Genomic DNA, 25,712 nt, shown 5'->3' with positions numbered 1-25,712 from the left:
GTGGCACTGCTCTCGCCCGCGGACCGCATCCGCCTCCGGTTCCGCCGCCTCCGCCGGGTCGGCCGCAAGCCGCTGGAGACCCTCGACGACCTCGGGGACCAGCTCGGCTTCTACGGCCGCGCCCTGGCCTGGACGCCGCGGACGCTGCGCCGCTACAAGAAGGAGACGGTGCGGCTGCTCGCCGAGGTCGCCTTCGGCACGGGCGCGCTCGCGGTCATCGGCGGCACGGTCGGCGTCATCGCCTTCCTGTCCTTCTTCACCGGCACCGAGGTCGGCCTGCAGGGCTACGCCGCGCTGGACCAGCTCGGCACTTCGGCGTTCACCGGCTTCCTCTCCGCGTACTTCAACACCCGCGAGATCGCGCCGCTGGTCGCCGGCCTGGCGCTGTCGGCGACGGTGGGCTGCGGGTTCACCGCGCAGATCGGCGCGATGCGGATCAACGAGGAGATCGACGCCCTCGAGGTCATGGGCGTGCCGTCGCTGCCGTTCCTCGTCACGACGCGCATCGTGGCCGGCTTCATCGCCGTCATCCCGCTGTACGTGCTCGGGTTGCTCACCAGCTACTTCGCGACGAGGACCATCGCCACGCAGGCGTACGGGCAGTCAGCGGGGACCTACGACCACTACTTCAACCTCTTCCTGCCACCGCAGGACGTGCTGTGGTCGTTCGTCAAGGTGCTGGTCTTCTCCGTCGTGATCATCCTGACCCACTGCTACTACGGCTACCGCGCCAGCGGGGGCCCCGCGGGCGTGGGTCTGGCCGTCGGCCGCGCGGTGCGGTTCTCCATCGTCGCGGTGAACGTCATCGACCTGTTCCTCTCCCTGGCCATCTGGGGTTCCACCACGACAGTGCGGATCGCGGGGTGAGCGCGTGACCTCGAAGCGAGCGAAGACGGTCCGGCGGCGCCTGCAGGGCGTCGCGTTCCTCGTCGTCCTGGCCGCCCTGCTCGGGCTGGCCGTGGCGCAGTACAACAAGGCGTTCAAGGACGTCGCCACGGTGACGCTGGAGACCGACACCGCCGGCAACCAGCTGCAGGAGGCGTCCGACGTCAAGGTCCGCGGCGTCATCGTCGGCGAGGTGCGCGAGGTCCGCGCCGACCTCGAGGGCGCCACCATCGAGCTGGCGATCGACCCCGAGCACCTGGCGCAGATCCCGGCCGACGTCACCGCCCGGCTGCTGCCCAAGACGCTGTTCGGCGAGCGGTTCGTCAGCCTGGTGCCGCCGGAGAACCCCTCGGCCGAGCCGCTGGCCGACGGCGCCGTCATCGGGCAGGACCGCACCGAGAACGCCATCGAGCTGCAGCGGGTCATCGACGACCTGCTGCCCCTGCTGCGCGCGGTGCCGCCGCAGCAGCTGTCGTACACGCTCGGCGCGGTCGCCGACGCGCTGCGCGGCCGGGGCGACGCGCTGGGGGAGAACCTCGCGAACGTGGGCAGCTACGTCGGCGAGCTCAACACCGTGCTGCCCGAGCTCCAGGCCGACATCTCCGGCATCGCCGACGTCGCCGACACCTACAGCGGGGCGGCCGAGGACCTGCTCGCCGTCCTGGACAACCTGGCCGTCACCAACACGACGATCGTCGACCAGGCCGAGCAGCTGCGGCGCACGTTCACCGTCGTGGGCAGCTCGTCGGTGACCGTGGCGCAGTTCCTCGAGGCCAACGAGCGCAACCTCATCTCGCTGGCCGAGACCTCGCTGCCGGTGCTGGGCGTCTTCGCCGAGTACTCCCCGGTGTACCCGTGCCTGCTCGACGGCCTGACCCGGTTCAACCCGATGATCACCGAGGCCTTCGGCGGGGACGGCGACCCGGCGCTGAACCTGAACATCTCGGTGGTCCTGCCCCCGCGCAACCCCTACGTGCCCGGCGACCAGCCGTCCTACGACGACCAGTCCGGCCCCGACTGCCAGGGGCTCGACGACATCGACGCGATCATCGCCGCGGCGGCGCAGGGCGAGTACTACTGCCCGACCCCGCCGGCGGACGGCGTCGACTCCACCGACGACCCGGTCTCCGGCAACCCCGAGTGCCTCGGCGGCTCGGGGCCGGACGACGTCCCGGCGGGCGCCGGTGAGCCCAACCCGACCGCGGGCCGGTCGGTGGGCGCCGGACTCGCCGGATCCACCGCGGAACTGGACTTCGTGAAGAGCATCCTGGGCTACCAGACCGGCGTCGCCGCCGACGACGTCTCCGACCTGTCCGCCTCCCAGCTGGCGCCCCTGCTGCGCGGGACGGAGGTGGTCGTCCGGTGAGGAGCCTCGCGGGGCCGCTGACCAAGCTGGCCGTCTTCGCGCTGGTCACCGTCCTGGCCAGCTACGTGCTGGTCACGACGATCACCAACGCCGGCTACGGCGAGCAGGTGACCTACCGGGCCCAGTTCACCGACGTCGCCGGACTCGTCGAGGGCGATGAGGTGCGCATCGCCGGCGTCCGCGTCGGCCAGGTGACCGGCATCGGCCTGGCCGACGGCACCGACCGCCCGGTGGCGGAGATCGAGCTGGAGGTGTCCCGCGACGTGCCGCTGCCGGCCGCGGTCGAGGCGACCATCCGCTACCGCAACCTGGTCGGGCAGCGGTACGTGGCGCTCACCGAGGGGGAGGGGTCGGCCGGGCGCACGCTGTCGGAGGACGAGGTCATCCCGCTGGACCGCACCCACCCGGCGCTGGACCTCACCACGCTGTTCGGCGGGTTCCAGCCGCTGTTCCAGGCGCTCTCGCCGGCCGACGTGAACCGGCTGTCCTTCGAGATCATCCAGGTCTTCCAGGGCGAGGGCGGCACCGTCGAGAGCCTGCTCGGCCACGTCGCGTCGCTGTCGTCCTCCCTGGCCGACAAGGACGCGGTGATCGGCAGCGTCATCGACAACCTGACCACGGTCATGAGCAGCGTCGCCGCGCGCGACCAGCAGCTGAACGACCTGATCATCAGCCTGCAGCAGTTCGTCACCGGCCTGGCGGTGGACCGGGACGCGATCTTCGACTCGCTGCAGACCATCGACACGCTCGCGGCCACCACCAGCGGGCTGCTCGAGCAGGCACGCCCGCCGCTGGCCGCCGACATCGAGCAGTTGGGGGTGCTCGCCGGAAACGTCGCCGACACCGGTGACGTGCTGGAGGGCTTCCTCCAGCTCGCCCCCACCAAGCTCGACCTCGTCACCCGGACGGCGGTCAACGGCAGCTGGTTCAACTTCTTCCTCTGCGGGGCGTCCGGCTTCGTCGTCCTCCCCGGTTCCGGCCCCAGCACCACGAACGGCATCACGGTGCCGGCCGGCGGCCTGGGCAACGGAGAGGCGGGGTGCAGCTGATGGCCCGCCGGAGCAAGCCGTTCCGCGACCGCAACCCCGTGGTCATCGGCGCGATCAGCCTGACCGTGATCGCCGCGCTGGTGCTGCTGGCGTTCAACGCGCAGTCGCTGCCGCTGATCGGTGGCGGCACCGTCTACACCGCGCAGTTCTCCGAGGCCGCCGGGCTGCAGCCCGACGACCCGGTGCGCGTCGCCGGCGTCAAGGTCGGGCAGGTCGAGAGCCTGTCGCTCTCCGACGGCGCCGTGCAGGTGGAGTTCCGGGTGGAGGACACCTTCGTCGGCGACGCCTCCGAGGCGGCCATCCGGATCGAGACCGTGCTCGGCGCCAAGTACCTGGCGCTGGTGCCCCGCGGCACCTCCGAGCTCGACCCCGACCAGCCGATCCCGCTGGAGCGCACCGCCTCGCCGTACGACGTGGTCGAGGGGTTCGCCGACCTGTCCACCACCATCGACCAGATCGACACCGGCCAGCTGGCCAGCTCGTTCGAGGTGCTCTCGCAGACCTTCGCCGACACCCCCGACGAGGTCCGCACGTCCCTGGAGGGCCTGGCCCACCTGTCGGACACGATCGCCTCGCGGGACCAGCAGCTGCGCGACCTGCTCGCCGCGACCCGCCAGGTGACCCAGGTGCTGGCCGACCGCAACGGCGAGTTCACCCAGCTGATCGTCGACTCCAACGTGCTGCTCCAGGAGGTGCAGGAGCGGCGGCAGCTGATCGACTCGATCCTGACGACCACCCAGGAGCTGGCCACCCAGCTCTCGGGGCTGGTCGCCGACAACCGCGAGGCGCTCACGCCGGCGCTGCAGCAGCTGTCGACGGTCACCGACATCCTGTCGCGCAACCGGGCGGCGCTGGGCGAGACGGTGGCCAACCTGGCCCCGTTCGTCCGCGTCTTCACCAACACCCTGGGCAACGGGCGCTGGTTCGACAGCTTCGTCGAGAACCTGCTGCCCGGGATCCTCGGCTCCGTGGTCTGCGGCGGCGCGGCGCAGACCCCGCTGCCCATCGGCTGCAGCACGGGGGGCAACTGATGACCGGCGCCCTGCAGCGCGGCGTCGCCATCGTGGCCGCCGGCGTCCTGCTCCTGGCGATCGGGTTCGCCGTCCTCCGCCCGGTCGGCGCTTATCGGGTCACCGCCTACTTCTCCGCGGCGGTGGGCCTGTACGAGGGCTCCGACGTGCGGATCCTGGGCATCCCGGTCGGCACGATCACCGCCGTCGTCCCCATGGGCGACCAGGTGCGGGTGGACATGGAGATCGACGAGGACTACGACATCCCGGCCGACGCCGACGCGGCCGTGCTGGCGCCCTCGCTCGTCTCCGACCGGTACGTGCAGTTCGCGCCGGTCTACGACGGCGGCGCCACGATGGAGGACGGCGCGGTGGTCCCGCTCGACCGCACGGCGGTGCCCGTGGAGCTCGACGCGGTCTACGGCGCGCTCGACGACCTGTCGGTCGCGCTCGGGCCCACCGGCGCCAACGCCGACGGCGCGCTGTCGGACCTCATCGACACCGGCGCGGCCAACCTCGACGGCAACGGCGAGGCCCTCAACCGCACCGTCGCCGGGTTCTCCGAGGCGGTGGAGGTCCTCGCGGAGAACCGCGACGACCTGTTCAGCTCGCTGGACGACCTGCAGACGTTCACCACGGCGCTGGCCACCGTCGACACCCAGGTGCGGCAGTTCAACGACAACCTGGCCGCGGTGGCCGAGCAGCTGGCCGGCGAGCGGGAGGACCTCGCCGCCGCCGTCGCGCTGCTCAGCCGGGCCCTCGGGGAGGTGGCCACGTTCGTGCAGCAGAACACCGCGCTGCTCTCGACGAACGTCAACCGGCTGGCCGACGTGACGCTCACCCTCGTGCAGCAGCGCGACGCGCTGGCCGAGGTGCTCGACGTCGCGCCCGCCGCGCTGGGCAACCTGGCGCACGCCTACAACCCCGACTACGGCACGCTCGACACCCGCGACAACTCACTGGGGGCGACGAACGCCGACGTCCTCGTCTGCCAGGTGCTCGCCCAGAGCGGGCGGCTGCAGCTGGCCGGGATCGACCTCGACGACGTCACCTCGCTGCTGAGCCTGCCGCCGCTGGAGCAGATCTGCGCCCGGCTGCTCTCCGGCGACGCCGACGCCGACGGCGCGCTCGACGACCTCGACGGCAACGGCATCTCCGACCTGCAGGAACTGCTCACCGGCATCTTCGGCGGCGGCACCGGGGCGGCGCCGTCCGGTGGCTCGCTGCCGGGGCTGCCGTCGGTGGGGGGTGTCCGGTGACCGGGGCGGTGCGCCGGGCCGGCGCGCTGGCCGCCGGGCTGGTCCTGCTGTCGGGCTGCGGGTTCCGCGGCGCGTACTCCTTCGACCTGCCGGGCGGCGCCGACGTCGGCGACGACCCGTACACGGTGCAGATCCAGTTCGCCGACGTCCTCGACCTGGTGCCGCAGTCCGGCGTCCGCGTCGCCGACGTCCCGGTCGGCCGGGTCACCGAGATCGAGCTGTCCGACGACTGGACGGCGGTGGTGACCGTCGTCGTCAACGGCGACGTCGACCTGCCGGCGAACGCGGTGGCGATGATCCAGCAGTCCTCGCTGCTCGGGGAGAAGTACGTCGAGCTCGCCGCCCCCGGCAGCGAGTCGGCGCAGGGCACGCTCGAGGACGGCTCGCTGATCACCCTCGACCGGACCAACCGCAACGTCGAGGTCGAGGAGCTGCTCGGCGCCCTGTCGCTGGTGCTCAACGGCGGCGGCCTGGCCCAGCTGCAGACCATCACCCACGAGCTGGGCGAGGCGATGCAGGGCCGCGAGGACGAGCTCAAGGCCACCCTCGACCAGCTCGACGTCTTCATCGGCGGCCTCGACCAGCAGCGCGAGGAGATCAACCGGGCGCTGGACAGCGTCAACGCCCTCGCCGCCACCCTGGCCGAGCGCACCGGCACGATCGAGACGGCGCTGGACACCATCGGGCCGGGCCTGGACGTGCTCGACCAGCAGGAGGACCTGCTGGTCTCGATGCTGCAGAGCCTCGACCGCCTGGGCGACGTCGGTACCCGGATCATCAACGAGGCCGGGCAGAACACCGTCCGCGACCTCGAGCTGCTGCAGCCGATCCTCAGCCAGCTGGCCGCGGCCGGCTCCGACCTCACCGGCTCGCTGGACCTGCTGCTGACCTACCCCTTCCCGGCCAGCTCGCTGTCGGCGCTGCAGTACCGGCCCGACTCGCGCACCGGGGGCTACGGCCTGTTCACCAACATGACCGCGACGCTGAACCTCGACCTGCGCGAGATCCTCTGCCGCTACGTCGTCGACCCGGTGACCGGCGCGCTGAAGATCCAGCCGCAGGAGCTGCTCGGCGACACCTGCGGCCAGGCGGGCACCCCGCCGGCCAACCAGGGCGGGACGACGACCACCACGACGACGGTCCTGAACCTGCCGGGCCTGCCGACCGACCTGGTCGGGGACGTCGTGGGCGGCGTGACCGGGGCCGCCGGCCTGCCGGGGCTCCCCGCCGTCCCGGGGGTGACGCGGTGATCACGCGCACGACGAAGATCAAGCTGATCGCCTTCGCCACGCTCGCCGTGCTCGGCATGGCCTACCTGGGCTTCAACTACGTCGGCCTGGACCGGGTCGTGCTCGGCAGCGGCTACGACGTGGAGGCCGACTTCTCCGACTCCGGCGGCATCTTCGTCAACGCCGAGGTCACCTACCGCGGCGTCTCCGTCGGCCGGGTGACCGACATGCGGCTGGTCGACGACGGCGTGCGGGTCACGCTGACCATCGACCCCGAGGCCGAGCGCATCCCGGCCGACACCGAGGCGGTCGTGGCCAACCGCAGTGCGGTGGGGGAGCAGTACGTCGACCTGCGCCCCGATGACGACGAGGGCCCGTTCCTGGAGGACGGCTCGGTCATCCCCGTGGAGCGCACCGCCATCCCGATCCCGGTCGAGCAGCTGCTGCTGGACGTCGACGAGCTGGTCAACTCCCTCGACGTCGAGAACCTGCGGATCGTCGTCGACGAGCTCGGGCGGGCCTTCGACGGCGCCGGCGACGACCTGGGGCGGCTGATCGACAACGGCGACCTGCTGCTGACCCGGGCGGAGCAGTCCCTGCCGCAGACGCTGCAGCTGATCACCGACGGGCAGACCGTGCTCGACACGCAGAACGCCAGCCGCTCGGCGATCCAGCAGTGGGCGGCCGATCTGCGGCTGCTCACCGACACGCTCGTCGCGATGGACCCCGACCTGCGCAGCCTCGTGGTCAACGCCCCCGACGCCGGCGACGCGCTGCAGCAGCTGATCGAGAACGCCGGCCCGGGTCTGGGCCCGCTGGTGCGCAACCTCGACATCCTCAACGGGATCACGATCCCGCGGCTGGACGGCGTCGAGCAGCTGCTGGTCACCTACCCCGACGTCGTCTCCGGCGGGTTCACCGTCGTCCGCAACGACGGCGGCACGATGCGGGCGCACTTCGGGTTCGTGCTCAACATGGACGACCCCCGGGCCTGCACCAGCGGCTACGTCTCGACGGGATCGACGCCGGGCCCCGGTTCGGTCGCCGGTGTGGACACCGGCGCGGTGTCCTGCGACGTCGTCAACGGCGTGGACCCGAACCCGGGTGACGGCGTGGACGAGACGGGGTCGAACATCCGCGGTGAGCAGAACATCGGGCGCAGCGGCGGCGTCGGCTCGCCCGGCGCCCAGGGCGGCTTCGCGGCCGGCGGGGAGTCCGCGGCCGGGGTCGTCGGCGGGGTCGTCGACGAGGTGCTCGGGGAGATCCTGTCGGCCACCCCGTTCGCCCGCACGATCGGGTGAGCCACGGTGGGGACGACGGGCCGGACGGACGGACGACCGGGAGGATGACGCGGGTGACGAGCGAGGCGCGGGGCCGCACGCTGGCCGAGGACGTCGGCGGGGACACCGCGGTCCCCGGCGGCACGGCCGAGCGGGCGCCGGATGTCGAGGAGACGAGGACGAACGCCCCCGGGACCGGGACCGCCGACGAGGCCGAGGACGACGCCGCCGCGGACGCCGCGCCGCGCCGTCGGCCGCGGCGCCGGCGGCGGGTGGCCGACCCCGAGCCCGAGGAGGGCGTGGAGGAGGCCACCGCCGAGGACGAGGACGACGACCGGGGCCGCCGGCTCTCCCTCCCGCTCGTCCCGGTTCTCGCCGTCCTGCTCGTCCTGCTGCTCGGTGCGGTCGTCTGGCTCTGGACGACCCGGCCCGAGGAGTCGCCGGTGCGCACCGACGACTACGTGGACGTGCTGCAGGCCGCCCGCTCCGGTGTGGTGGACCTGACCTCCTTCGACTACGTGACCATCGACGACGACATCGAGGAGGCACGCCGGATCACCACCGGCGACCTGCGCGAGGAGACCGTGCAGCAGCTGGACTCCTCGCGGCAGCAGCTGACCGACTCCGAGGCCGTCGTGCAGACCGAGGTGGTCGGCGCCGCCGTCACCCGCGCCGACGCGGAGCGCGGCACCGTGCTGCTGGTCATCCAGTCGACCCAGAAGACCAACACCGCCGAGCAGGCCCAGGTCGTCCGGTACCGGGTCGAGGTCGAGCTGGCGAAGGAGGACGGCCGCTGGCTGCTCTCCGGGCTGACCGGGAGGTGACCGACGTGACCGACAGCTCCGAGGACCGCCCCCGCCCGTCGCCGCGGCCCCGCCCGGGTGCCGCCGCGCGCCCGAGCCCGCGGCCGCGCGTCGCCGGCAGCCGCCGCGACCGCGAGGAGCCGGACACCCCGGCCGAGCGGACCGCGCGCGCGGTACCCGCGCCCCGGCCGCGGCCGGGCCGGACGGTGTCGACCGCGCCGGCGAAGGCGCCGGCGACGGCAGCCGTGAAGGCCGCTGCCCGGCCCGCGTCCCGCACCGGTGCGACGCCGGCCGCCCGCCGCTCCGCGCGCACGACCGCCGTCGTCGAGCGGACGGCCCCGCGCCGCCGCGGTGGCGGCCTCGCCCTGACCCTCGCCGTCCTGTGCCTGCTCGCCGCGGCCGCCGCCGGGTTCCTGCTCTGGCAGCGCAGCGACCCGTCCTACGTGGACCCGGAGGTCTTCGCCGCCACCCGCGAGAACGTCGAGGCGCTCTACGCCTACGACTACCGCAACTCCGACGGCAGCGTCGAGGCCAAGCTCGCCGTCCTCACCGGTGACCTGCGCGACCAGTACGAGCAGGACCTGTCGCAGGGCGGGATCATCGACACCTACGAGCAGGTGTCGGCGACCACCAGCTACGAGGTCCTCGACGTGGGGCTGCAGCAGATCGACGACGCGCAGGACTCCGCGACGCTCGTCGTCTTCGGCCGCTACGTCGTCGAGTCGGTGAACAGCGGGGAGCGGGCCGCGCCCGAGGGCTCCGAGTGCGAGGTGACCGCCGACGGCGCCCAGGCCTGCACCCAGACCGTCCGCGTGCACGTCGTCCGGGCCGACGGGGACTGGAAGATCGACGAGCTCACGCTGCTGACCACCGCCTGATCGGGCCCGGTCCCGGGGGTCGCCCAAGCCCAGCGGGGGAGGAGAAGGACCGGGTCCTTTCTGGCGTGGCAGTGCCGCAACGGCGCGGGATTTGGCATCATGGCTGCCACGAACGACCCGAGAGACCCCTGCGCGCAGGGCGTGTCTGTCGTCCCGGGTGTGGCGCTGGTCGCGAACCAGGCACCCGACGTGGACAGCGCGCGCGAGCAGGGGTAGGGTCTCCTGTTGCGCTGCCCCCTGACTGCCTGCCCGCCGAGACGGGTCACCAGGGGTGCCCGGGAATCCCCGGGTCACCCGGGACGACCACTGGACAGGAGAACGCGGACAGCCAGCCGTTACCGACTTTCGACCCAGGACGAAACCCCGCACCCACCGGCCGCACGTCGTGAGTCCTTGGAAGGACGCATCTTGGCAGGCTCTCGCCCCACCAGCATTTCCGCCAGCACCACCGAGTCCGGCACCACCCGCACCGCCCCGCAGGAGCCCCAGTCCGGTACCCGTACCGGCGAGACCGATCTCCAGAAGATCCCCGGCGCTCCGCTCCGCGTCTCCTTCGCCAAGATCCACGAGCCCCTCGAGGTGCCGGATCTGCTGGCGCTGCAGACCGCCTCGTTCGACTGGCTCATCGGCAGCCCCGAGTGGCGGGCCACCCTCTCGCCCGAGGAGCAGGAGACCGCCGTCGGCGGCCTCGCCGAGATCCTCGAGGAGATCAGCCCGATCGAGGACTTCAGCGGCTCGATGTCGCTGTCCTTCTCCAACCCGCGCTTCGAGGACGTCAAGGCGTCCCTCGAGGAGTGCAAGGACAAGGACATGACCTACGCGGCGCCGCTGTTCGTCACCGCCGAGTTCATGAACAACACCACCGGCGAGATCAAGAGCCAGACGGTGTTCATGGGCGACTTCCCGATCATGACGAACAAGGGCACCTTCGTCATCAACGGGACCGAGCGCGTCGTCGTCTCCCAGCTGGTCCGCAGCCCCGGCGTCTACTTCGACAAGACGCTGGACAAGACGTCGGACAAGGACGTCTTCAGCGCGAAGGTCATCCCCAGCCGCGGCGCGTGGCTGGAGTTCGACGTCGACAAGCGCGACACCGTCGGCGTGCGCATCGACCGCAAGCGCCGCCAGCCGGTCACCGTGCTGCTCAAGGCCCTCGGCTGGACCGAGGACCGCATCCGCGAGCACTTCCAGTGGTCGCCCACGGTCCTCGCCACCCTGGAGAAGGACCACATCGCCGGCCAGGACGAGGCGCTGCTCGACATCTACCGCAAGCTGCGGCCGGGTGAGCCGCCGACGCGGGAGAGCGCCCAGGCGCTGCTGGAGAACCTCTTCTTCAACCCGAAGCGCTACGACCTGGCGAAGGTCGGCCGCTACAAGGTCAACAAGAAGCTGGGCCTCGAGGTCGCGCAGGGCACCACGGTGCTCACCGAGGACGACATCGTCGCCACGATCGAGTACGTCGTCCGGCTGCACGCCGGCGAGCCGGACCACGACGTCGACGACATCGACCACTTCGGCAACCGCCGCCTGCGCACCGTCGGCGAGCTGATCCAGAACCAGATCCGGGTCGGCCTCTCCCGCATGGAGCGCGTCGTCCGCGAGCGGATGACGACCCAGGACGTCGAGGCGATCACGCCGCAGACCCTGATCAACATCCGGCCGGTCGTCGCCTCCATCAAGGAGTTCTTCGGCACCAGCCAGCTGTCCCAGTTCATGGACCAGACCAACCCGCTCGCGGGCCTGACCCACAAGCGCCGCCTGTCGGCGCTGGGCCCGGGTGGTCTGTCCCGTGAGCGGGCCGGCATGGAGGTCCGCGACGTGCACCCGAGCCACTACGGCCGGATGTGCCCGATCGAGACCCCGGAAGGCCCCAACATCGGCCTGATCGGCTCGCTGTCGGCCTACGGCCGGGTCAACGCCTTCGGCTTCATCGAGACCCCGTACCGCCGGGTCCAGAACGGCGTCGTCACCGACCAGATCGACTACCTGACCGCCGACGAGGAGGACCGCTTCGTCGTCGCCCAGGCGAACTCGCCGCTGGACGCCCAGGGCCGCTTCGCCGAGGACCGCGTCCTGGTCCGCACCAAGGGCGGTGAGGTCGACTACCTCTCCCCGGAGAACGTCGACTACATGGACGTCTCGCCGCGGCAGATGACCTCGGTCGCGACGGCGATGATCCCGTTCCTCGAGCACGACGACGCCAACCGCGCGCTCATGGGCGCGAACATGCAGCGCCAGGCCGTGCCGCTGCTCCGCTCGGAGGCCCCGCTCGTGGGCACCGGCATGGAGCTGCGCGCCGCGGTCGACGCCGGCGACGTCGTGGTGGCCGAGAAGGCCGGTGTGGTCGAGGACTCCACCGCCGACTACGTCACCGTCATGGCCGACGACGGCACCCGGCAGACCTACCGGCTGCTGAAGTTCCGCCGCTCCAACCAGGGCACCTCGATCAACCAGACCCCGGTCGTCGACGAGGGTCAGCGGGTCGAGGTCGGCCAGGTCATCGCCGACGGGCCGTGCACCGACCAGGGCGAGATGGCGCTGGGCAAGAACCTGCTCGTCGCCTTCATGCCGTGGGAGGGCCACAACTACGAGGACGCGATCATCCTGTCGCAGCGCCTCGTGCAGGACGACGTCCTGTCCTCGATCCACATCGAGGAGTTCGAGGTCGACGCCCGTGACACCAAGCTCGGCGCCGAGGAGATCACCCGGGACATCCCGAACGTCTCCGAGGAGGTCCTCGCCGACCTCGACGAGCGCGGCATCATCCGCATCGGTGCCGAGGTCGTCCCCGGCGACATCCTCGTCGGCAAGGTGACGCCGAAGGGCGAGACCGAGCTGACCCCCGAGGAGCGGCTGCTGCGCGCGATCTTCGGCGAGAAGGCCCGCGAGGTCCGCGACACGTCGCTGAAGGTCAAGCACGGTGAGTCCGGCAAGGTCATCGGCGTCCGCGTGTTCTCGCGCGAGGACGGCGACGAGCTGCCCGCCGGCGTGAACGAGCTGATCCGGGTCTACGTCGCCCAGATGCGCAAGATCTCCGACGGTGACAAGCTCGCCGGCCGCCACGGCAACAAGGGCGTCATCGCGAAGATCCTGCCGGTCGAGGACATGCCGTTCCTCGAGGACGGCACCCCGGTCGACATCGTGCTCAACCCGCTCGGCGTCCCGGGCCGGATGAACGTCGGCCAGGTGCTGGAGACCCACCTCGGGTGGGTGGCCAAGTCCGGCTGGCAGATCGAGGGCGACCCGGAGTGGGCGGCCAACCTGCCGGCCTCCGCGCGCTCGGCCGACCCCGGCACGCGCACCGCGACCCCGGTGTTCGACGGCGCCAAGGAGGACGAGATCGTCGGCCTCCTCGGCTCGACGATCCCGAACCGCGACGGCGACCGCATGGTCGCCCCGACCGGCAAGGCGCGGCTGTTCGACGGCCGGTCCGGGGAGCCGTTCCCGGAGCCGATCTCGGTGGGCTACGTCTACATCCTCAAGCTGCTGCACCTGGTCGACGACAAGATCCACGCCCGGTCGACCGGCCCCTACTCGATGATCACGCAGCAGCCGCTGGGTGGTAAGGCGCAGTTCGGTGGCCAGCGGTTCGGCGAGATGGAGTGCTGGGCGATGCAGGCCTACGGCGCGGCCTACGCGCTGCAGGAGCTGCTGACCATCAAGTCCGACGACATCCTGGGTCGCGTCAAGGTCTACGAGGCGATCGTCAAGGGCGAGAACATCCCCGAGCCGGGCATCCCGGAGTCGTTCAAGGTGTTGCTCAAGGAGCTGCAGTCGCTCTGCCTCAACGTCGAGGTGCTCTCCGGCGACGGGCAGGCGATCGAGCTGCGCGACACCGACGACGAGGTCTTCCGGGCCGCGGAGGAGCTGGGCATCGACCTCTCCCGCCGCGAGCCGTCGAGCGTCGAGGACGTCTAAACCGTCCCGCCGGCCGGCCCCGGGCTCCCGGGGCCGGCCGGCCACCCACTTGGTCAGAGAAGAGAACTAGCCCCTGGAAGGGGTCACCACTTTGCTCGACGTCAACTTCTTCGACGAGCTCCGCATCGGGCTGGCCACCGGCGAGGACATCCGCCAGTGGTCGCACGGTGAGGTGAAGAAGCCCGAGACCATCAACTACCGCACGCTGCGTCCCGAGAAGGACGGGCTCTTCTGCGAGAAGATCTTCGGTCCCACCCGGGACTGGGAGTGCTACTGCGGCAAGTACAAGCGCGTCCGCTTCAAGGGCATCATCTGCGAGCGCTGCGGCGTCGAGGTCACCCGCGCCAAGGTGCGTCGCGAGCGGATGGGCCACATCGAGCTGGCCGCGCCGGTCACCCACATCTGGTTCTTCAAGGGCGTCCCCTCGCGCCTGGGCTACCTGCTCGACCTGGCGCCCAAGGACCTCGAGAAGATCATCTACTTCGCGGCCTACCTGATCACCTCGGTCGACGAGGAGTCGCGCCACCGCGACCTGCCGACCGTCGAGGCCGAGATCAGCGCGGAGAAGAGCCAGCTGGAGAACCGCCGCGACGCCGACGTCGAGGCGCGCCAGCAGAAGCTCGAGGCCGACCTGGCCGAGCTCGAGGCCGAGGGGGCCAAGTCCGACGTGCGCCGCAAGGTGCGCGAGGGCGGCGAGCGCGAGATGCGCCAGATCCGCGACCGGGCGCAGCGGGAGATCGACCGCCTCGAAGAGGTGATGGACACCTTCCGCAAGCTCGAGGTGAAGCAGCTCATCGCCGACGAGGGCCTCTACCGCGAGCTGCGCGACCGCTTCGGCGAGTACTTCGAGGGCGGCATGGGTGCCGCGGCGCTGCAGAAGCTGCTGGCCGACTTCGACCTCGACGCCGAGGCCGCCTCGCTGCGCGAGACGATCCGCACCGGCAAGGGCCAGCGCAAGCTGCGGGCCCTCAAGCGGCTCAAGGTCGTCGCGGCCTTCCAGCAGACCCGCAACTCGCCCATGGGCATGGTGCTGGACTGCGTCCCGGTCATCCCGCCGGACCTGCGCCCGATGGTGCAGCTCGACGGTGGCCGCTTCGCGACCAGCGACATGAACGACCTGTACCGCCGCGTCATCAACCGGAACAACCGGCTGAAGCGGCTGCTGGACCTCGGCGCGCCCGAGATCATCGTGAACAACGAGAAGCGGATGCTCCAGGAGTCCGTGGACGCGCTGTTCGACAACGGCCGCCGCGGCCGTCCGGTCACCGGGCCGGGCAACCGTCCGCTGAAGTCGCTGTCCGACCTGCTCAAGGGCAAGCAGGGCCGGTTCCGCCAGAACCTGCTCGGCAAGCGCGTCGACTACTCCGGCCGGTCGGTCATTGTCGTCGGCCCGCAGCTGAAGCTGCACCAGTGCGGTCTGCCCAAGCAGATGGCGCTGGAGCTGTTCAAGCCGTTCGTCATGAAGCGGCTGGTCGACCTCAACCACGCGCAGAACATCAAGTCCGCCAAGCGGATGGTGGAGCGCGCCCGTCCCGTCGTCTGGGACGTGCTGGAGGAGGTCATCACCGAGCACCCGGTGCTGCTGAACCGGGCGCCGACGCTGCACCGCCTCGGCATCCAGGCCTTCGAGCCGCAGCTGGTCGAGGGCAAGGCCATCCAGATCCACCCGCTCGTCTGCACCGCGTTCAACGCGGACTTCGACGGTGACCAGATGGCCGTGCACCTGCCGCTGTCGGCGGAGGCGCAGGCCGAGGCCCGCATCCTCATGCTGTCCAGCAACAACATCCTGAGCCCGGCCGACGGTCGTCCGATCACCGCGCCGACCCAGGACATGGTGCTGGGCCTGTACCACCTGACGACCCTGGTGCCGAGCCGCAGCGAGGCCGACGGCGGTCAGCCGGCGGCGTTCGCGTCGACGGCCGAGGCGATCATGGCCTACGACAAGGGCGTGCTGGGTCTGCAGGAGCGGGCCCTCATCCGCCTGGACGAGGTCTTCGGCGTCGACAACGGCGTGAACGAGCCGTGGGAGCAGCCGGAGGACTGGACGCCGGGTGCCCCGGCCATGGTCTCGACCAGCCTGGGCCGCGTGCTGTTCAACGAGGCCCTGCCCGAGGACTACCGCTTCGTCAACTACCAGGTGCCGAAGAAGGAGCTCGGGGCGATCGTCAACGACCTCGCCGAGCGCTACCCCAAGGTGCACGTGGCGGCGACGCTGGACGCCCTCAAGTCGGCCGGCTTCCACTGGGCCACCCGGGCCGGCGTCACGATCGCGATCGACGACGTCGTCACCCCGCCGGCCAAGCAGGAGATCCTCGACCGGCACGAGGACGAGGCGCGCAAGATCGAGCGCCAGTACGAGCGCGGCGTCATCACCGACGCCGAGCGTCGTGGGGAGCTCATCGAGATCTGGACCCGCGCGCGGGCCGAGGTCAGCCAGGCGATGGTGGACAACTTCCCGACCACCAACCCGGTCTGGGTCATGGTCAACTCGGGTGCCCGAGGCAACATGATGCAGATCAGCCAGATCGCCGGTATGCGCGGTCTGGTGGCGAACCCGAAGGGCGAGATCATCCCGCGGCCGATCAAGGCCAACTTCCGGGAGGGTCTGTCCGTGCTGGAGTACTTCATCTCCACGCACGGCGCCCGCAAGGGTCTGGCCGACACCGCGCTGCGGACCGCCGACTCCGGGTACCTCACCCGCCGGCTGGTCGACGTCTCGCAGGACGTCATCATCCGTGAGGAGGACTGCGGCACCGACCGCGGCGTCATCATGCCGATCGGCACGGTGATCGACGGTCAGCTCACCCGCGACCCGCACGTGGCGACGGGCGTCTACGCCCGCTCCCTGGCCGCCGACGTGGTGGCCGAGGACGGCACGCTGGTCGCGCAGGCCGGTGCCGACCTGGGCGACGTCCTCATCGGTCAGCTGATCGACGCCGGTGTCGCCGAGGTCAAGGTCCGCTGCGTCCTGACCTGCGAGTCGCTGCTCGGCACCTGCGCCACCTGCTACGGCCGGTCGCTCGCGACCGGCAAGCTGGTGGACGTCGGCGAGGCGGTCGGCATCATCGCCGCCCAGTCCATCGGCGAGCCCGGCACCCAGCTGACGATGCGCACCTTCCACACCGGTGGTGTCGCGGGTGAGGACATCACGCACGGTCTGCCGCGTGTGGTGGAGCTCTTCGAGGCCCGCGTCCCCAAGGGCAAGGCCCCGATCGCCGAGCTGGCCGGCACGGTCCGGATCGAGGACGGCGAGCAGTTCCGCAAGCTGACCATCACCCCGGACGACGGCTCCGACGAGGTCGTCTACGACAAGCTGTCGCGCCGGTCGCGGCTGCGGGTCGAGGACGGCTCCCACGTCGAGGTCGGCGAGCAGCTGACCGAGGGTGCGGTGGACCCGCACGAGGTGCTGCGGATCATGGGCCCGCGCGAGGTGCAGCTGCACCTGGTCCGCGAGGTCCAGGAGGTCTACCGCAGCCAGGGCGTGTCGATCCACGACAAGCACATCGAGGTGATCATCCGCCAGATGCTCAAGCGGGTGACCATCATCGACTCGGGTGCCACGGAGTTCCTGCCGGGTGCGCTGGTCGAGCGGACGCTGTTCGAGACCGAGAACCGCCGCGTCGTCGCCGAGGGCGGCGAGCCGGCCTCGGCCCGTCCGGTCCTGATGGGCATCACCAAGGCCTCGCTCGCCACCGAGTCGTGGCTGTCGGCCGCCTCCTTCCAGGAGACGACCAAGGTGCTCACCGACGCCGCGATCCAGGGCAAGAGCGACAGCCTGCTCGGGCTCAAGGAGAACGTGATCATCGGCAAGCTGATCCCGGCAGGTACGGGCATCAGCCGCTACCGGAACATCACGGTCGAGCCGACCGAGGAGGCCCGTGCCGCGGTGTACACCATGGCCGGCTACGACGACGGGCAGTACTACAGCCCCGACGTCTTCGGCCAGGGCACCGGCGAGGCCGTGCGCCTGGAGGAGTACGACTGGCGCGGCTGAACGCCGTAGCGAACGAGAAGGGCCCGCAGGCTTCGCGCCTGCGGGCCCTTCCGCGTTCGTCAGCCCAGGTCGGGCTGGGTGCAGGTGAAGCGGGCCAGGACGGCGGCGTGCACTCGCTGCGGCACCGGCTCCACCTCGAAGTGCAACTCGTCGGCGACGCTGTCGTGCGCCGCCCGGCTGAACATCGCCGGCGCCGTGGCGAACCCCTCGTGGCCCGGCACGCCCTCGTCCGCCAGCTCCACCAGGCCGGTCAGCCGCGTGCCGAGGGCGGCGGCGTACTCCTCGGCCCGCCGCCGCGCGTCCCGCACCGCCTCCGTCCGCGCCCGCCGGTGGGCATCACTGCCCGGGCGCAGCTCCCAGAACGGGCCCTCGAGGGCGAGCATCTCCCGGTCGGCCAGCCGCAGCAGGAGGTCGCCCAGCACGGAGTGGTCGACGACGACCACGGTCAGCTGCGACCCGGCGACGTACCCGGTGACCCGCTCCCGGGGCCGGCCGTCCTTGACCTGCGGCCGCGCCCAGAGCGCCCCCGCCTCGACCGACTCGACGGCCGCGCCGTAGCCGGCGAGCGCCGTCCGGACCTCCTCGATCCGCCGGGTGAGGTCGCGCAGCGCCTGCGCCCGGTCGCCGGACCGGGCGCCGACGGCGATCCGCACGCGGGCCAGCTCCGGCGGCACCTCGCCGCTCCACGACCCCCGGACGGCGACGGTGGGGGCACCGGGCGCGGTCATCGTCAGCCGGCGATGCGGCGCATCGTCTCGACGGTGCGCAGCCGGCCCTCCGGGCTGTCGTCCAGCGGCTGCAGGCTGAGCGTCGTCACCCCCGCCTCGGCCAGCGCCGCGACCCGCTCGGCGACGTAGGACTCCGGGCCGATCAGCGACACCGCCCGCACCAGCTCCTCGGGCAGCGCGGCGGCCGCCTCGTCCTTCTTGCCCGACAGGTAGAGGTCCTGCACCTCCCGGGCCTCCGCCTCGTAGCCGTAGCGGACGGCGAGGTCGTTGTAGAAGTTCTTGCCGCGCGCGCCCATGCCGCCGACGTAGAGCGCCAGGTGCGGCCGGACGGCGTCGTGCAGCGCGTCGACGTCCTCGCCGATCGCCACCGGGACGCCGACGACGATGTCCAGCTCGCCCAGCGCGGGATCCCGCTTGGCCTTGCCCGCCGCGACGGACTCGCCCCACATGTCCGCCGCCCGCTCGGGGTGGAACCAGATGGGCTGCCAGGCCTCGGCGATCTCGGCGGCGAGCTCGACGTTCTTGGGCCCGATCGCGGCCAGCATCACCGGGATGCGCTCGCGCACGGGGTGGTTGATCAGCTTGAGCGGCTTGCCCAGGCCGGTGCCCTGCTCCGCCGGCAGCGGGATGTCGTACTTCTTGCCGTGGTGCTCCAGCCGCTCGCGCCGCCAGACCTGCCGGCAGATCTCGACGACCTCGCGGGTGCGCTGCAGCGGCGCGTCGTAGGGCAGGCCGTGCCAGCCCTCGATGACCTGCGGACCGGACGCGCCCAGGCCGAGGATGAAGCGGCCGTCGCTGACGAAGTCCAGCCCGGCCGCGGTCATCGCGGTGAGGGCGGGCGTGCGGCTGTAGATGGGGAAGATGGCGCTCATCAGCTGCACCCGCTCGGTCACTGCCGCCAGGTAGCCCAGCTGGCTGACCGCGTCGAAGGTGTAGACCTCCGAGACCAGCGCGAGGTCGAGTCCGGCGGCCTCCAGGTCGCGGATCTCCGCCGCCGTCTGCTGGAACCCCCCGGCGTAGCTGGCCTGGATGCCGATGCGCACGTGCACTCCCTCGGTCTCGGGACGCCCTCGTCGGCGTCCTCAGCGACCGTAGCGGGAGCTCACAGCGGGCGGACGGCCCCGACGACCTCGGTGACCACCCGGACGCCGTCCACGACGCCGGGGACCCGGCCGGCCGCCGCGGCGTCGGCCAGGTTCACCTTGAGCACGTAGCCGCCGGCGGCGCGCGACAGCCCGATCCCGACGACCGCCGGCTCGGCGGACAGGCGCTGGGCGAGGGCGCTCTTGGCCGCGCGCGCGGTCGCTCGATCGGGGCTCACGTACCCATGGTGCCCCTCAGCGCGTCAGGACGACACCCACTGCACCCCGAACAGGTCGAGCACCGTGGCCAGCGGGTTGGCGAAGGTCACCCCGCCGCCGGCACTGCCACCCTGCTCGCTGCCGGCGAAGAGCAGGGCCAGGGGCGCCCGGTCGCTGCTGCGCCAGATCACCGAGCCGCTGTCGCCCCCAGCGCTGAACGCGCCGGTCAGCCCCTCGATCTCGACCTGGTCGTCGAAGACGTGCACCGCCTCGTCGTACTGGACGGCGACCCCGTCGACCTCCACGGCGGACACCCGGCCCCGCGTGTGCCCGGTCGTGCGCCCGACCTTCTCGACCAGCTCGTCGGGATCGATGTCGGCGCTTGCCGCCACCACGCCGTCCAGCGGGCCGCCGGGCAGGTCGCCCGGAGCGGCCTCGACGCCGTCGTCGAGCACGGCCACCGCGGCATCCACCGGGTTCGGCTCCTCGGTGAAGCGGTGGAAGGCCGCCAGGGTCGCGATCCGGTCGGTCTCGACGCCACCGTCGGCGGGCCCCGGCTGCAGCACCGGGTCGCCGAGGGCCGCCGCGTCGCTCGCCGCGAGCACGTGGTTGTTCGACAGCACCGCCAGCCGGCCGTCCAGCCGGACGAAGCCCCCCAGGGTTCCCGCTGTGACGGAGGGGTGCGCGACCGACAGGCCCGGCCGCAGCGGCCGCACGCGGGCCTGCAGCTCGCCCGGCGCGGGGGAGGAGAGGGGGCGCACCGGGCCGATGACGCGCAGCTCCACCTCGGCCGCCGCGGCCGTGCCCAGGTCGGGGAGCAGCTCGCGGTCGGCGGCCGAGCCGAGGCGCACCGCGACCCGCGCGCGCCCCTTCCCCTCCGGCGCCAGGCCGACGGCCACCCGGAGCCCGGGGGGCGCCCCGGCCTCGCGCGCGGCCGGGACGGCGCGGACGCCGGCGAGGATGCGGGCCTTGAGCTCGCGGGCCGAGTCGAGGAGCACGGGACCTCCGGTGCCGGAACGGGATCGGACGCCTCGAACGCTACGGCGGGGGTCCGACAGTCCCGCCCACCTCCGCCCCACGCGGCCCGGCGGAGGGGTACTGTCGTCGCGGCCCGGGGGAGAGCTGCGCCACAGCCGGCCACGTCCTCCCGCATCCGGGAAGGCGTCCGGGGTGCCGTGCGTTGACCCCGGCGAGGCCCGCTCCGGCGGGTGCGGGCGCGGGCCCCGGTCGACAAGGGGACCCGGTTTGCACCGGCCTCTTCGGCGCGGGTATCGTGGTCAGCCGTGCCCAGGGTGCCCTGGGCCTGCTCCCGTTCGCGGTGCGCCTGGGTGTCCTCACGGACACCGGGGTCCCCCCGGTCGAGGCCGGGGAGGCGGCGCCGAGTCGCGAGGGGCGACCGATCCGGTCCGTCGACAGCGGCCGGTTCCGGGGAAGGGCGACACGCCCGACCGCGTGGGCCGGACGATGCAGGGCGGCCTGGCGCCGGTCACGACCCGAGCAGGGCCGGCACCACCGAGCACCACAGCACAGCACGACTTCCAGAGCACGACCCAGCGCAGGTAGGAGATCCAGGCCGCTCATGCCCACGATCAACCAGCTGGTCCGCAAGGGCCGCGAGGACAAGGTCGAGAAGACCAAGACCCCGGCGCTGAAGGGTTCCCCTCAGCGCCGTGGCGTGTGCACGCGCGTCTACACGACGACGCCGAAGAAGCCCAACTCGGCGCTGCGCAAGGTCGCCCGTGTCCGCCTCACCAGCGGCATCGAGGTGACCGCCTACATCCCGGGCGTCGGCCACAACCTGCAGGAGCACTCGATGGTGCTCGTGCGCGGCGGCCGTGTGAAGGACCTCCCCGGCGTCCGCTACAAGATCATCCGCGGCTCGCTGGACACCCAGGGTGTCCGCAACCGCAAGCAGGCTCGCAGCCGGTACGGCGCGAAGAAGGAGAAGAGCTGACATGCCGCGCAAGGGCCCCGCGCCGCGCCGTCCGCTGGTCGCCGATCCGGTCTACCAGTCGCCGCTGGTGACGCAGCTGATCAACAAGGTCCTCGTCGACGGGAAGCGCTCGGTCGCCGAGTCGATCGTCTACGGCGCCCTCGAGGGTTGCCGGGCGAAGACCGACACCGACCCGGTCGTGACGCTCAAGCGTGCGCTGGACAACGTCAAGCCGGCCCTCGAGGTCCGCAGCCGCCGCGTCGGTGGTGCGACCTACCAGGTCCCGGTCGAGGTCCGCGCCTCCCGCAGCACCACCCTCGGCCTGCGCTGGCTCATCCAGTACAGCCGGGCCCGCCGGGAGAAGACGATGACCGAGCGCCTGATGAACGAGCTGCTCGACGCGAGCAACGGTCTCGGTGCGGCGGTCAAGCGCCGCGAGGACACCCACAAGATGGCCGAGTCGAACAAGGCCTTCGCGCACTACCGCTGGTGACGCAGGTCCAGCGGCCCCGCTGACCGCGGGAACGCCGGGACACCCCCGGCACCCGCGCACGGACACCCCGCACGTGGACTGACAGCAAGAGGAGTAAGGACATGGCCGACACCCAGGCCCAGCTCGCCAAGACCCGCAACATCGGGATCATGGCGCACATCGACGCCGGCAAGACCACGACGACCGAGCGCATCCTCTTCTACACCGGTATCAACTACAAGATCGGTGAGGTCCACGACGGCGCCGCCACGATGGACTGGATGGAGCAGGAGCAGGAGCGCGGCATCACCATCACGTCCGCCGCGACGAAGTGCTCCTGGAACGGCCACGACATCAACATCATCGACACCCCCGGGCACGTCGACTTCACCGTCGAGGTGGAGCGGTCGCTGCGGGTGCTCGACGGTGCGGTCGCGGTCTACGACGGCGTCGCCGGCGTGGAGCCGCAGACCGAGCAGGTGTGGCGGCAGGCCGAGAAGTACGGCGTCCCGCGGATGTGCTTCGTCAACAAGCTCGACCGCACCGGGGCCGACTTCTTCCGCTGCGTCGACATGATGGTCGAGCGGCTGGGCGCCAACCCCGTGGTCCTGCAGCTGCCGATCGGTGCCGAGGCCGACTTCATCGGCGTCGTCGACCTGGTCGGGATGCGCGCGCTCACGTGGCGCGGCGAGACCCAGATGGGCGAGGACTACGCGGTCGAGGAGATCCCGGCCGAGCTCGCCGACCAGGCCGCCGAGTACCGGGAGAAGCTGCTCGAGGCCGTCGCCGACACCGACGACGCCCTCATGGAGTCCTACCTCGGTGGCGAGGACATCACGGTCGAGACGCTGAAGGCCGCCATCCGCAAGGCCACCATCGCCGGCCAGGTCAACCCGGTCCTCACCGGCACCGCGTTCAAGAACAAGGGCGTCCAGCCCCTGCTCGACGCGGTCGTCGACTACCTGCCCAGCCCGCTCGACATCGAGGCGATCGTCGGCACCGCGCTGGACGGCGAGACCGAGGTCGTCCGGCACGCCGACGAGAGCGAGCCGTTCTCCGGCCTGGCCTTCAAGATCCAGACCGACCAGCACCTCGGCAAGCTGACCTACGTCCGCGTCTACTCGGGCAAGGTCTCCTCCGGGTCCCCGGTGCTCAACAGCACCAAGGACCGCAAGGAGCGGATCGGCAAGATCTACCAGATGCACGCCAACAAGCGCGAGGAGCGCGAGGGCGTGGGCGCCGGGCAGATCGTCGCCGTCGTGGGCCTGAAGCAGACCACCACGGGTGACACGCTGTCCGACCCGCAGCACCCCGTGATCCTCGAGTCGATGACCTTCCCGAACCCGGTCATCGACGTCGCGATCGAGCCGAAGACGAAGGCCGACCAGGAGAAGCTGTCCACGGCCATCCAGAAGCTGGCCGAGGAGGACCCGACCTTCCGCGTCCACCAGGACGAGGAGACCGGGCAGACCGTCATCTCCGGCATGGGCGAGCTCCACCTGGAGATCCTGGTCGACCGCATGCGGCGCGAGTTCAAGGTCGAGGCCAACGTCGGCAAGCCGCAGGTGGCCTACCGCGAGACGATCCGCCGCAAGGTCGAGAAGTACGACTACACGCACAAGAAGCAGACCGGTGGCTCCGGCCAGTTCGCGAAGGTCCAGGTGACCCTGGAGCCGCTGCCCATCAGCGGTGACTCGGCCACCTACGAGTTCGAGAACGCCGTCACCGGTGGCCGCGTGCCGAAGGAGTACATCCCCTCGGTCGACCAGGGCATCCAGGACGCCATGCAGTACGGCATCCTCGCCGGCTACCCCGTGGTCGGGATCAAGGCCACCCTGGTCGACGGCCAGTACCACGAGGTCGACTCCTCGGAGATGGCCTTCAAGATCGCCGGCTCGATGGTCTTCAAGGAGGCCGCGCGCAAGGCCGACCCGGCCCTGCTCGAGCCGCTCATGGCCGTCGAGGTCGTCACGCCCGAGGACTACATGGGTGACGTCATCGGCGACCTGAACTCCCGGCGCGGGATCATCCAGGCGATGGAGGAGCGCTCCGGCGCCCGCGTCGTCCGGGCCCTGGTCCCGCTCTCGGAGATGTTCGGCTACGTGGGCGACCTGCGCAGCCGCACCCAGGGGCGGGCGAGCTACACCATGGTGTTCGACTCGTACGCCGAGGTCCCGCAGAACGTGGCCAAGGAGATCATCGCCAAGGCCACCGGCGAATGACCCCGCCGGCGGGCACGTCCCGCCGGCCCCCGAGCACCGCCCACCCCTAGAGCACGCACCACCTGCGTCACCACGAGGAGAGGAACCCAGTGGCCAAGGCCAAGTTCGAGCGGACCAAGCCGCACGTCAACATCGGCACCATCGGGCACATCGACCACGGCAAGACCACGCTGACTGCCGCGATCACCAAGGTGCTGCACGACAAGTACCCGGACCTCAACGAGGCGTCGGCCTTCGACCAGATCGACAAGGCGCCCGAGGAGAAGGCCCGCGGCATCACGATCTCGATCGCCCACGTCGAGTACCAGACCGAGTCGCGGCACTACGCGCACGTCGACTGCCCCGGTCACGCCGACTACATCAAGAACATGATCACGGGTGCGGCGCAGATGGACGGCGCCATCCTCGTGGTCGCCGCCACCGACGGCCCGATGCCGCAGACCAAGGAGCACGTCCTCCTGGCCCGCCAGGTCGGCGTCCCCTACATCGTCGTGGCGCTGAACAAGGCCGACATGGTCGACGACGAGGAGATCCTCGAGCTCGTCGAGCTGGAGGTCCGCGAGCTGCTGTCCGAGTACGAGTTCCCGGGTGACGACGTCCCCGTGGTCCGCGTCTCGGCGCTCAAGGCCCTCGAGGGCGACGCCGAGTGGGCCGACAAGCTCATGGAGCTCATGAACGCCGTCGACACGGCGATCCCCGAGCCGCAGCGCGAGATCGACAAGCCGTTCCTCATGCCCGTCGAGGACGTCTTCACCATCACCGGCCGCGGCACCGTCGTGACCGGTCGCGTGGAGCGCGGCATCGTCAAGGTGTCGGAGGAGGTCGAGATCGTCGGCATCCGCCCGTCGTCGACCAAGACCACCGTCACCGGCGTGGAGATGTTCCGCAAGCTGCTCGACCAGGGTCAGGCCGGTGACAACGTCGGCCTCCTGCTCCGCGGCATCAAGCGCGAGGACGTCGAGCGCGGTCAGGTCGTCGTGAAGCCGGGTTCGATCACCCCGCACACCAACTTCGAGGGTTCGGTCTACATCCTCTCGAAGGACGAGGGTGGCCGTCACACGCCCTTCTTCAACAACTACCGTCCGCAGTTCTACTTCCGGACCACGGACGTCACGGGCGTCGTGACCCTGCCCGCCGGCACCGAGATGGTCATGCCGGGCGACAACACCGAGATGACGGTCGAGCTGATCCAGCCGATCGCCATGGAGGAGGGCCTGAGGTTCGCCATCCGTGAGGGTGGCCGCACCGTCGGCGCCGGTCGCGTCACGAAGATCATCAAGTAACACCCCGCAGACGGGGGGGGGGGGGCCCCCGCCCCCCCCCCCCCCCCCCCCCCCCCCCCCCCCCCCCCCCCCCCCCCCCCCCCCCCCCCCCCCCCCCCCCCC

At 71.4% G+C, this 25,712-nt stretch carries 19 protein-coding genes; 15 read left to right on the top strand and 4 right to left on the bottom strand.

What is annotated here, in order from left to right:
- The 11 genes from ACI8AF_RS17180 (at window position 1) to ACI8AF_RS17130 (ending at window position 17,671) form a co-directional block, all read left to right on the top strand.
- On the top strand, window positions 1-867 hold the full coding sequence (locus ACI8AF_RS17180; RefSeq protein WP_456540953.1) for an MlaE family ABC transporter permease: 867 nt from the start codon (window positions 1-3) through the stop codon (window positions 865-867).
- A gap of 4 nt (window positions 868-871) precedes the next feature.
- Window positions 872-2,251 (top strand): MCE family protein, encoded by a 1,380-nt coding sequence (locus tag ACI8AF_RS17175; RefSeq protein ID WP_456540952.1) that lies wholly within the window; start codon window positions 872-874, stop codon window positions 2,249-2,251.
- Window positions 2,248-3,300 (top strand): MCE family protein, encoded by a 1,053-nt coding sequence (locus tag ACI8AF_RS17170; RefSeq protein ID WP_456540951.1) that lies wholly within the window; start codon window positions 2,248-2,250, stop codon window positions 3,298-3,300. The genes ACI8AF_RS17175 and ACI8AF_RS17170 overlap by 4 nt, the downstream gene beginning before the upstream one ends.
- Complete coding sequence (locus ACI8AF_RS17165) at window positions 3,300-4,331, top strand: MCE family protein (protein WP_456540950.1); 1,032 nt, start codon at window positions 3,300-3,302, stop codon at window positions 4,329-4,331. Before ACI8AF_RS17170 ends, ACI8AF_RS17165 begins: the two co-directional genes overlap by 1 nt.
- Window positions 4,331-5,569: an MCE family protein gene (locus tag ACI8AF_RS17160; RefSeq protein WP_456540949.1), complete on the top strand. Its 1,239-nt coding sequence runs from the start codon at window positions 4,331-4,333 to the stop codon at window positions 5,567-5,569. Before ACI8AF_RS17165 ends, ACI8AF_RS17160 begins: the two co-directional genes overlap by 1 nt.
- A complete protein-coding gene (locus tag ACI8AF_RS17155; protein ID WP_456540948.1) occupies window positions 5,566-6,819 on the top strand; it encodes an MCE family protein in 1,254 nt (417 codons plus the stop codon). Before ACI8AF_RS17160 ends, ACI8AF_RS17155 begins: the two co-directional genes overlap by 4 nt.
- Entirely contained in the window at window positions 6,816-8,099 is a 1,284-nt protein-coding gene (locus ACI8AF_RS17150) for an MlaD family protein (RefSeq protein WP_456540947.1), read from the top strand. The genes ACI8AF_RS17155 and ACI8AF_RS17150 overlap by 4 nt, the downstream gene beginning before the upstream one ends.
- Before the next feature lie 53 nt (window positions 8,100-8,152).
- Window positions 8,153-8,902: a hypothetical protein gene (locus ACI8AF_RS17145; RefSeq protein ID WP_456540946.1), complete on the top strand. Its 750-nt coding sequence runs from the start codon at window positions 8,153-8,155 to the stop codon at window positions 8,900-8,902.
- Between the two features lie 5 nt (window positions 8,903-8,907).
- Complete coding sequence (locus ACI8AF_RS17140; RefSeq protein WP_456540945.1) at window positions 8,908-9,759, top strand: hypothetical protein; 852 nt, start codon at window positions 8,908-8,910, stop codon at window positions 9,757-9,759.
- 408 nt (window positions 9,760-10,167) lie between these two features.
- Window positions 10,168-13,677: a DNA-directed RNA polymerase subunit beta gene (gene rpoB / locus ACI8AF_RS17135; protein WP_456540944.1), complete on the top strand. Its 3,510-nt coding sequence runs from the start codon at window positions 10,168-10,170 to the stop codon at window positions 13,675-13,677.
- Window positions 13,678-13,768: 91 nt separating this feature from the next.
- Complete coding sequence (locus ACI8AF_RS17130; RefSeq protein ID WP_456540943.1) at window positions 13,769-17,671, top strand: DNA-directed RNA polymerase subunit beta'; 3,903 nt, start codon at window positions 13,769-13,771, stop codon at window positions 17,669-17,671.
- A gap of 59 nt (window positions 17,672-17,730) precedes the next feature.
- Here ACI8AF_RS17130 and ACI8AF_RS17125 read toward each other — a convergent pair whose 3' ends face one another.
- Genes ACI8AF_RS17125 through ACI8AF_RS17110 form a run of 4 tightly spaced genes read right to left on the bottom strand, consistent with a single transcriptional unit; the run spans window position 17,731 to window position 20,698 of the window.
- On the bottom strand, window positions 17,731-18,399 hold the full coding sequence (locus ACI8AF_RS17125; protein WP_456540942.1) for an SIMPL domain-containing protein: 669 nt from the start codon (window positions 18,397-18,399) through the stop codon (window positions 17,731-17,733).
- 2 nt (window positions 18,400-18,401) lie between these two features.
- Window positions 18,402-19,442, bottom strand: coding sequence for an LLM class F420-dependent oxidoreductase (locus tag ACI8AF_RS17120; RefSeq protein WP_456540941.1), 1,041 nt, complete (start codon window positions 19,440-19,442; stop codon window positions 18,402-18,404).
- A gap of 59 nt (window positions 19,443-19,501) precedes the next feature.
- Window positions 19,502-19,720 carry a hypothetical protein gene (locus ACI8AF_RS17115; protein WP_456540940.1) on the bottom strand — a complete coding sequence of 73 codons (219 nt, stop codon included), beginning with the start codon at window positions 19,718-19,720 and terminating at the stop codon, window positions 19,502-19,504.
- 24 nt (window positions 19,721-19,744) lie between these two features.
- Window positions 19,745-20,698 carry a hypothetical protein gene (locus ACI8AF_RS17110; RefSeq protein WP_456540939.1) on the bottom strand — a complete coding sequence of 318 codons (954 nt, stop codon included), beginning with the start codon at window positions 20,696-20,698 and terminating at the stop codon, window positions 19,745-19,747.
- Between the two features lie 581 nt (window positions 20,699-21,279).
- Between ACI8AF_RS17110 and rpsL the strand changes: the two genes are divergently transcribed.
- The 4 genes from rpsL (at window position 21,280) to tuf (ending at window position 25,610) form a co-directional block, all read left to right on the top strand.
- Window positions 21,280-21,654, top strand: coding sequence for a 30S ribosomal protein S12 (gene rpsL / locus ACI8AF_RS17105; RefSeq protein WP_012950487.1), 375 nt, complete (start codon window positions 21,280-21,282; stop codon window positions 21,652-21,654).
- Window position 21,655: 1 nt separating this feature from the next.
- Window positions 21,656-22,126 carry a 30S ribosomal protein S7 gene (gene rpsG, locus ACI8AF_RS17100; RefSeq protein ID WP_456540938.1) on the top strand — a complete coding sequence of 157 codons (471 nt, stop codon included), beginning with the start codon at window positions 21,656-21,658 and terminating at the stop codon, window positions 22,124-22,126.
- A gap of 101 nt (window positions 22,127-22,227) precedes the next feature.
- Window positions 22,228-24,327, top strand: a complete 2,100-nt coding sequence (gene fusA, locus ACI8AF_RS17095) for an elongation factor G (protein ID WP_456540937.1) — start codon at window positions 22,228-22,230, stop codon at window positions 24,325-24,327.
- Between the two features lie 89 nt (window positions 24,328-24,416).
- Window positions 24,417-25,610, top strand: a complete 1,194-nt coding sequence (gene tuf / locus ACI8AF_RS17090; RefSeq protein WP_456540936.1) for an elongation factor Tu — start codon at window positions 24,417-24,419, stop codon at window positions 25,608-25,610.
- Window positions 25,611-25,712: the final 102 nt, after the last annotated feature.

It is taken from the genome of Blastococcus sp. SYSU D00669, assembly GCF_054050715.1.
This window is presented reverse-complemented; position numbering and strand designations above follow the sequence as displayed.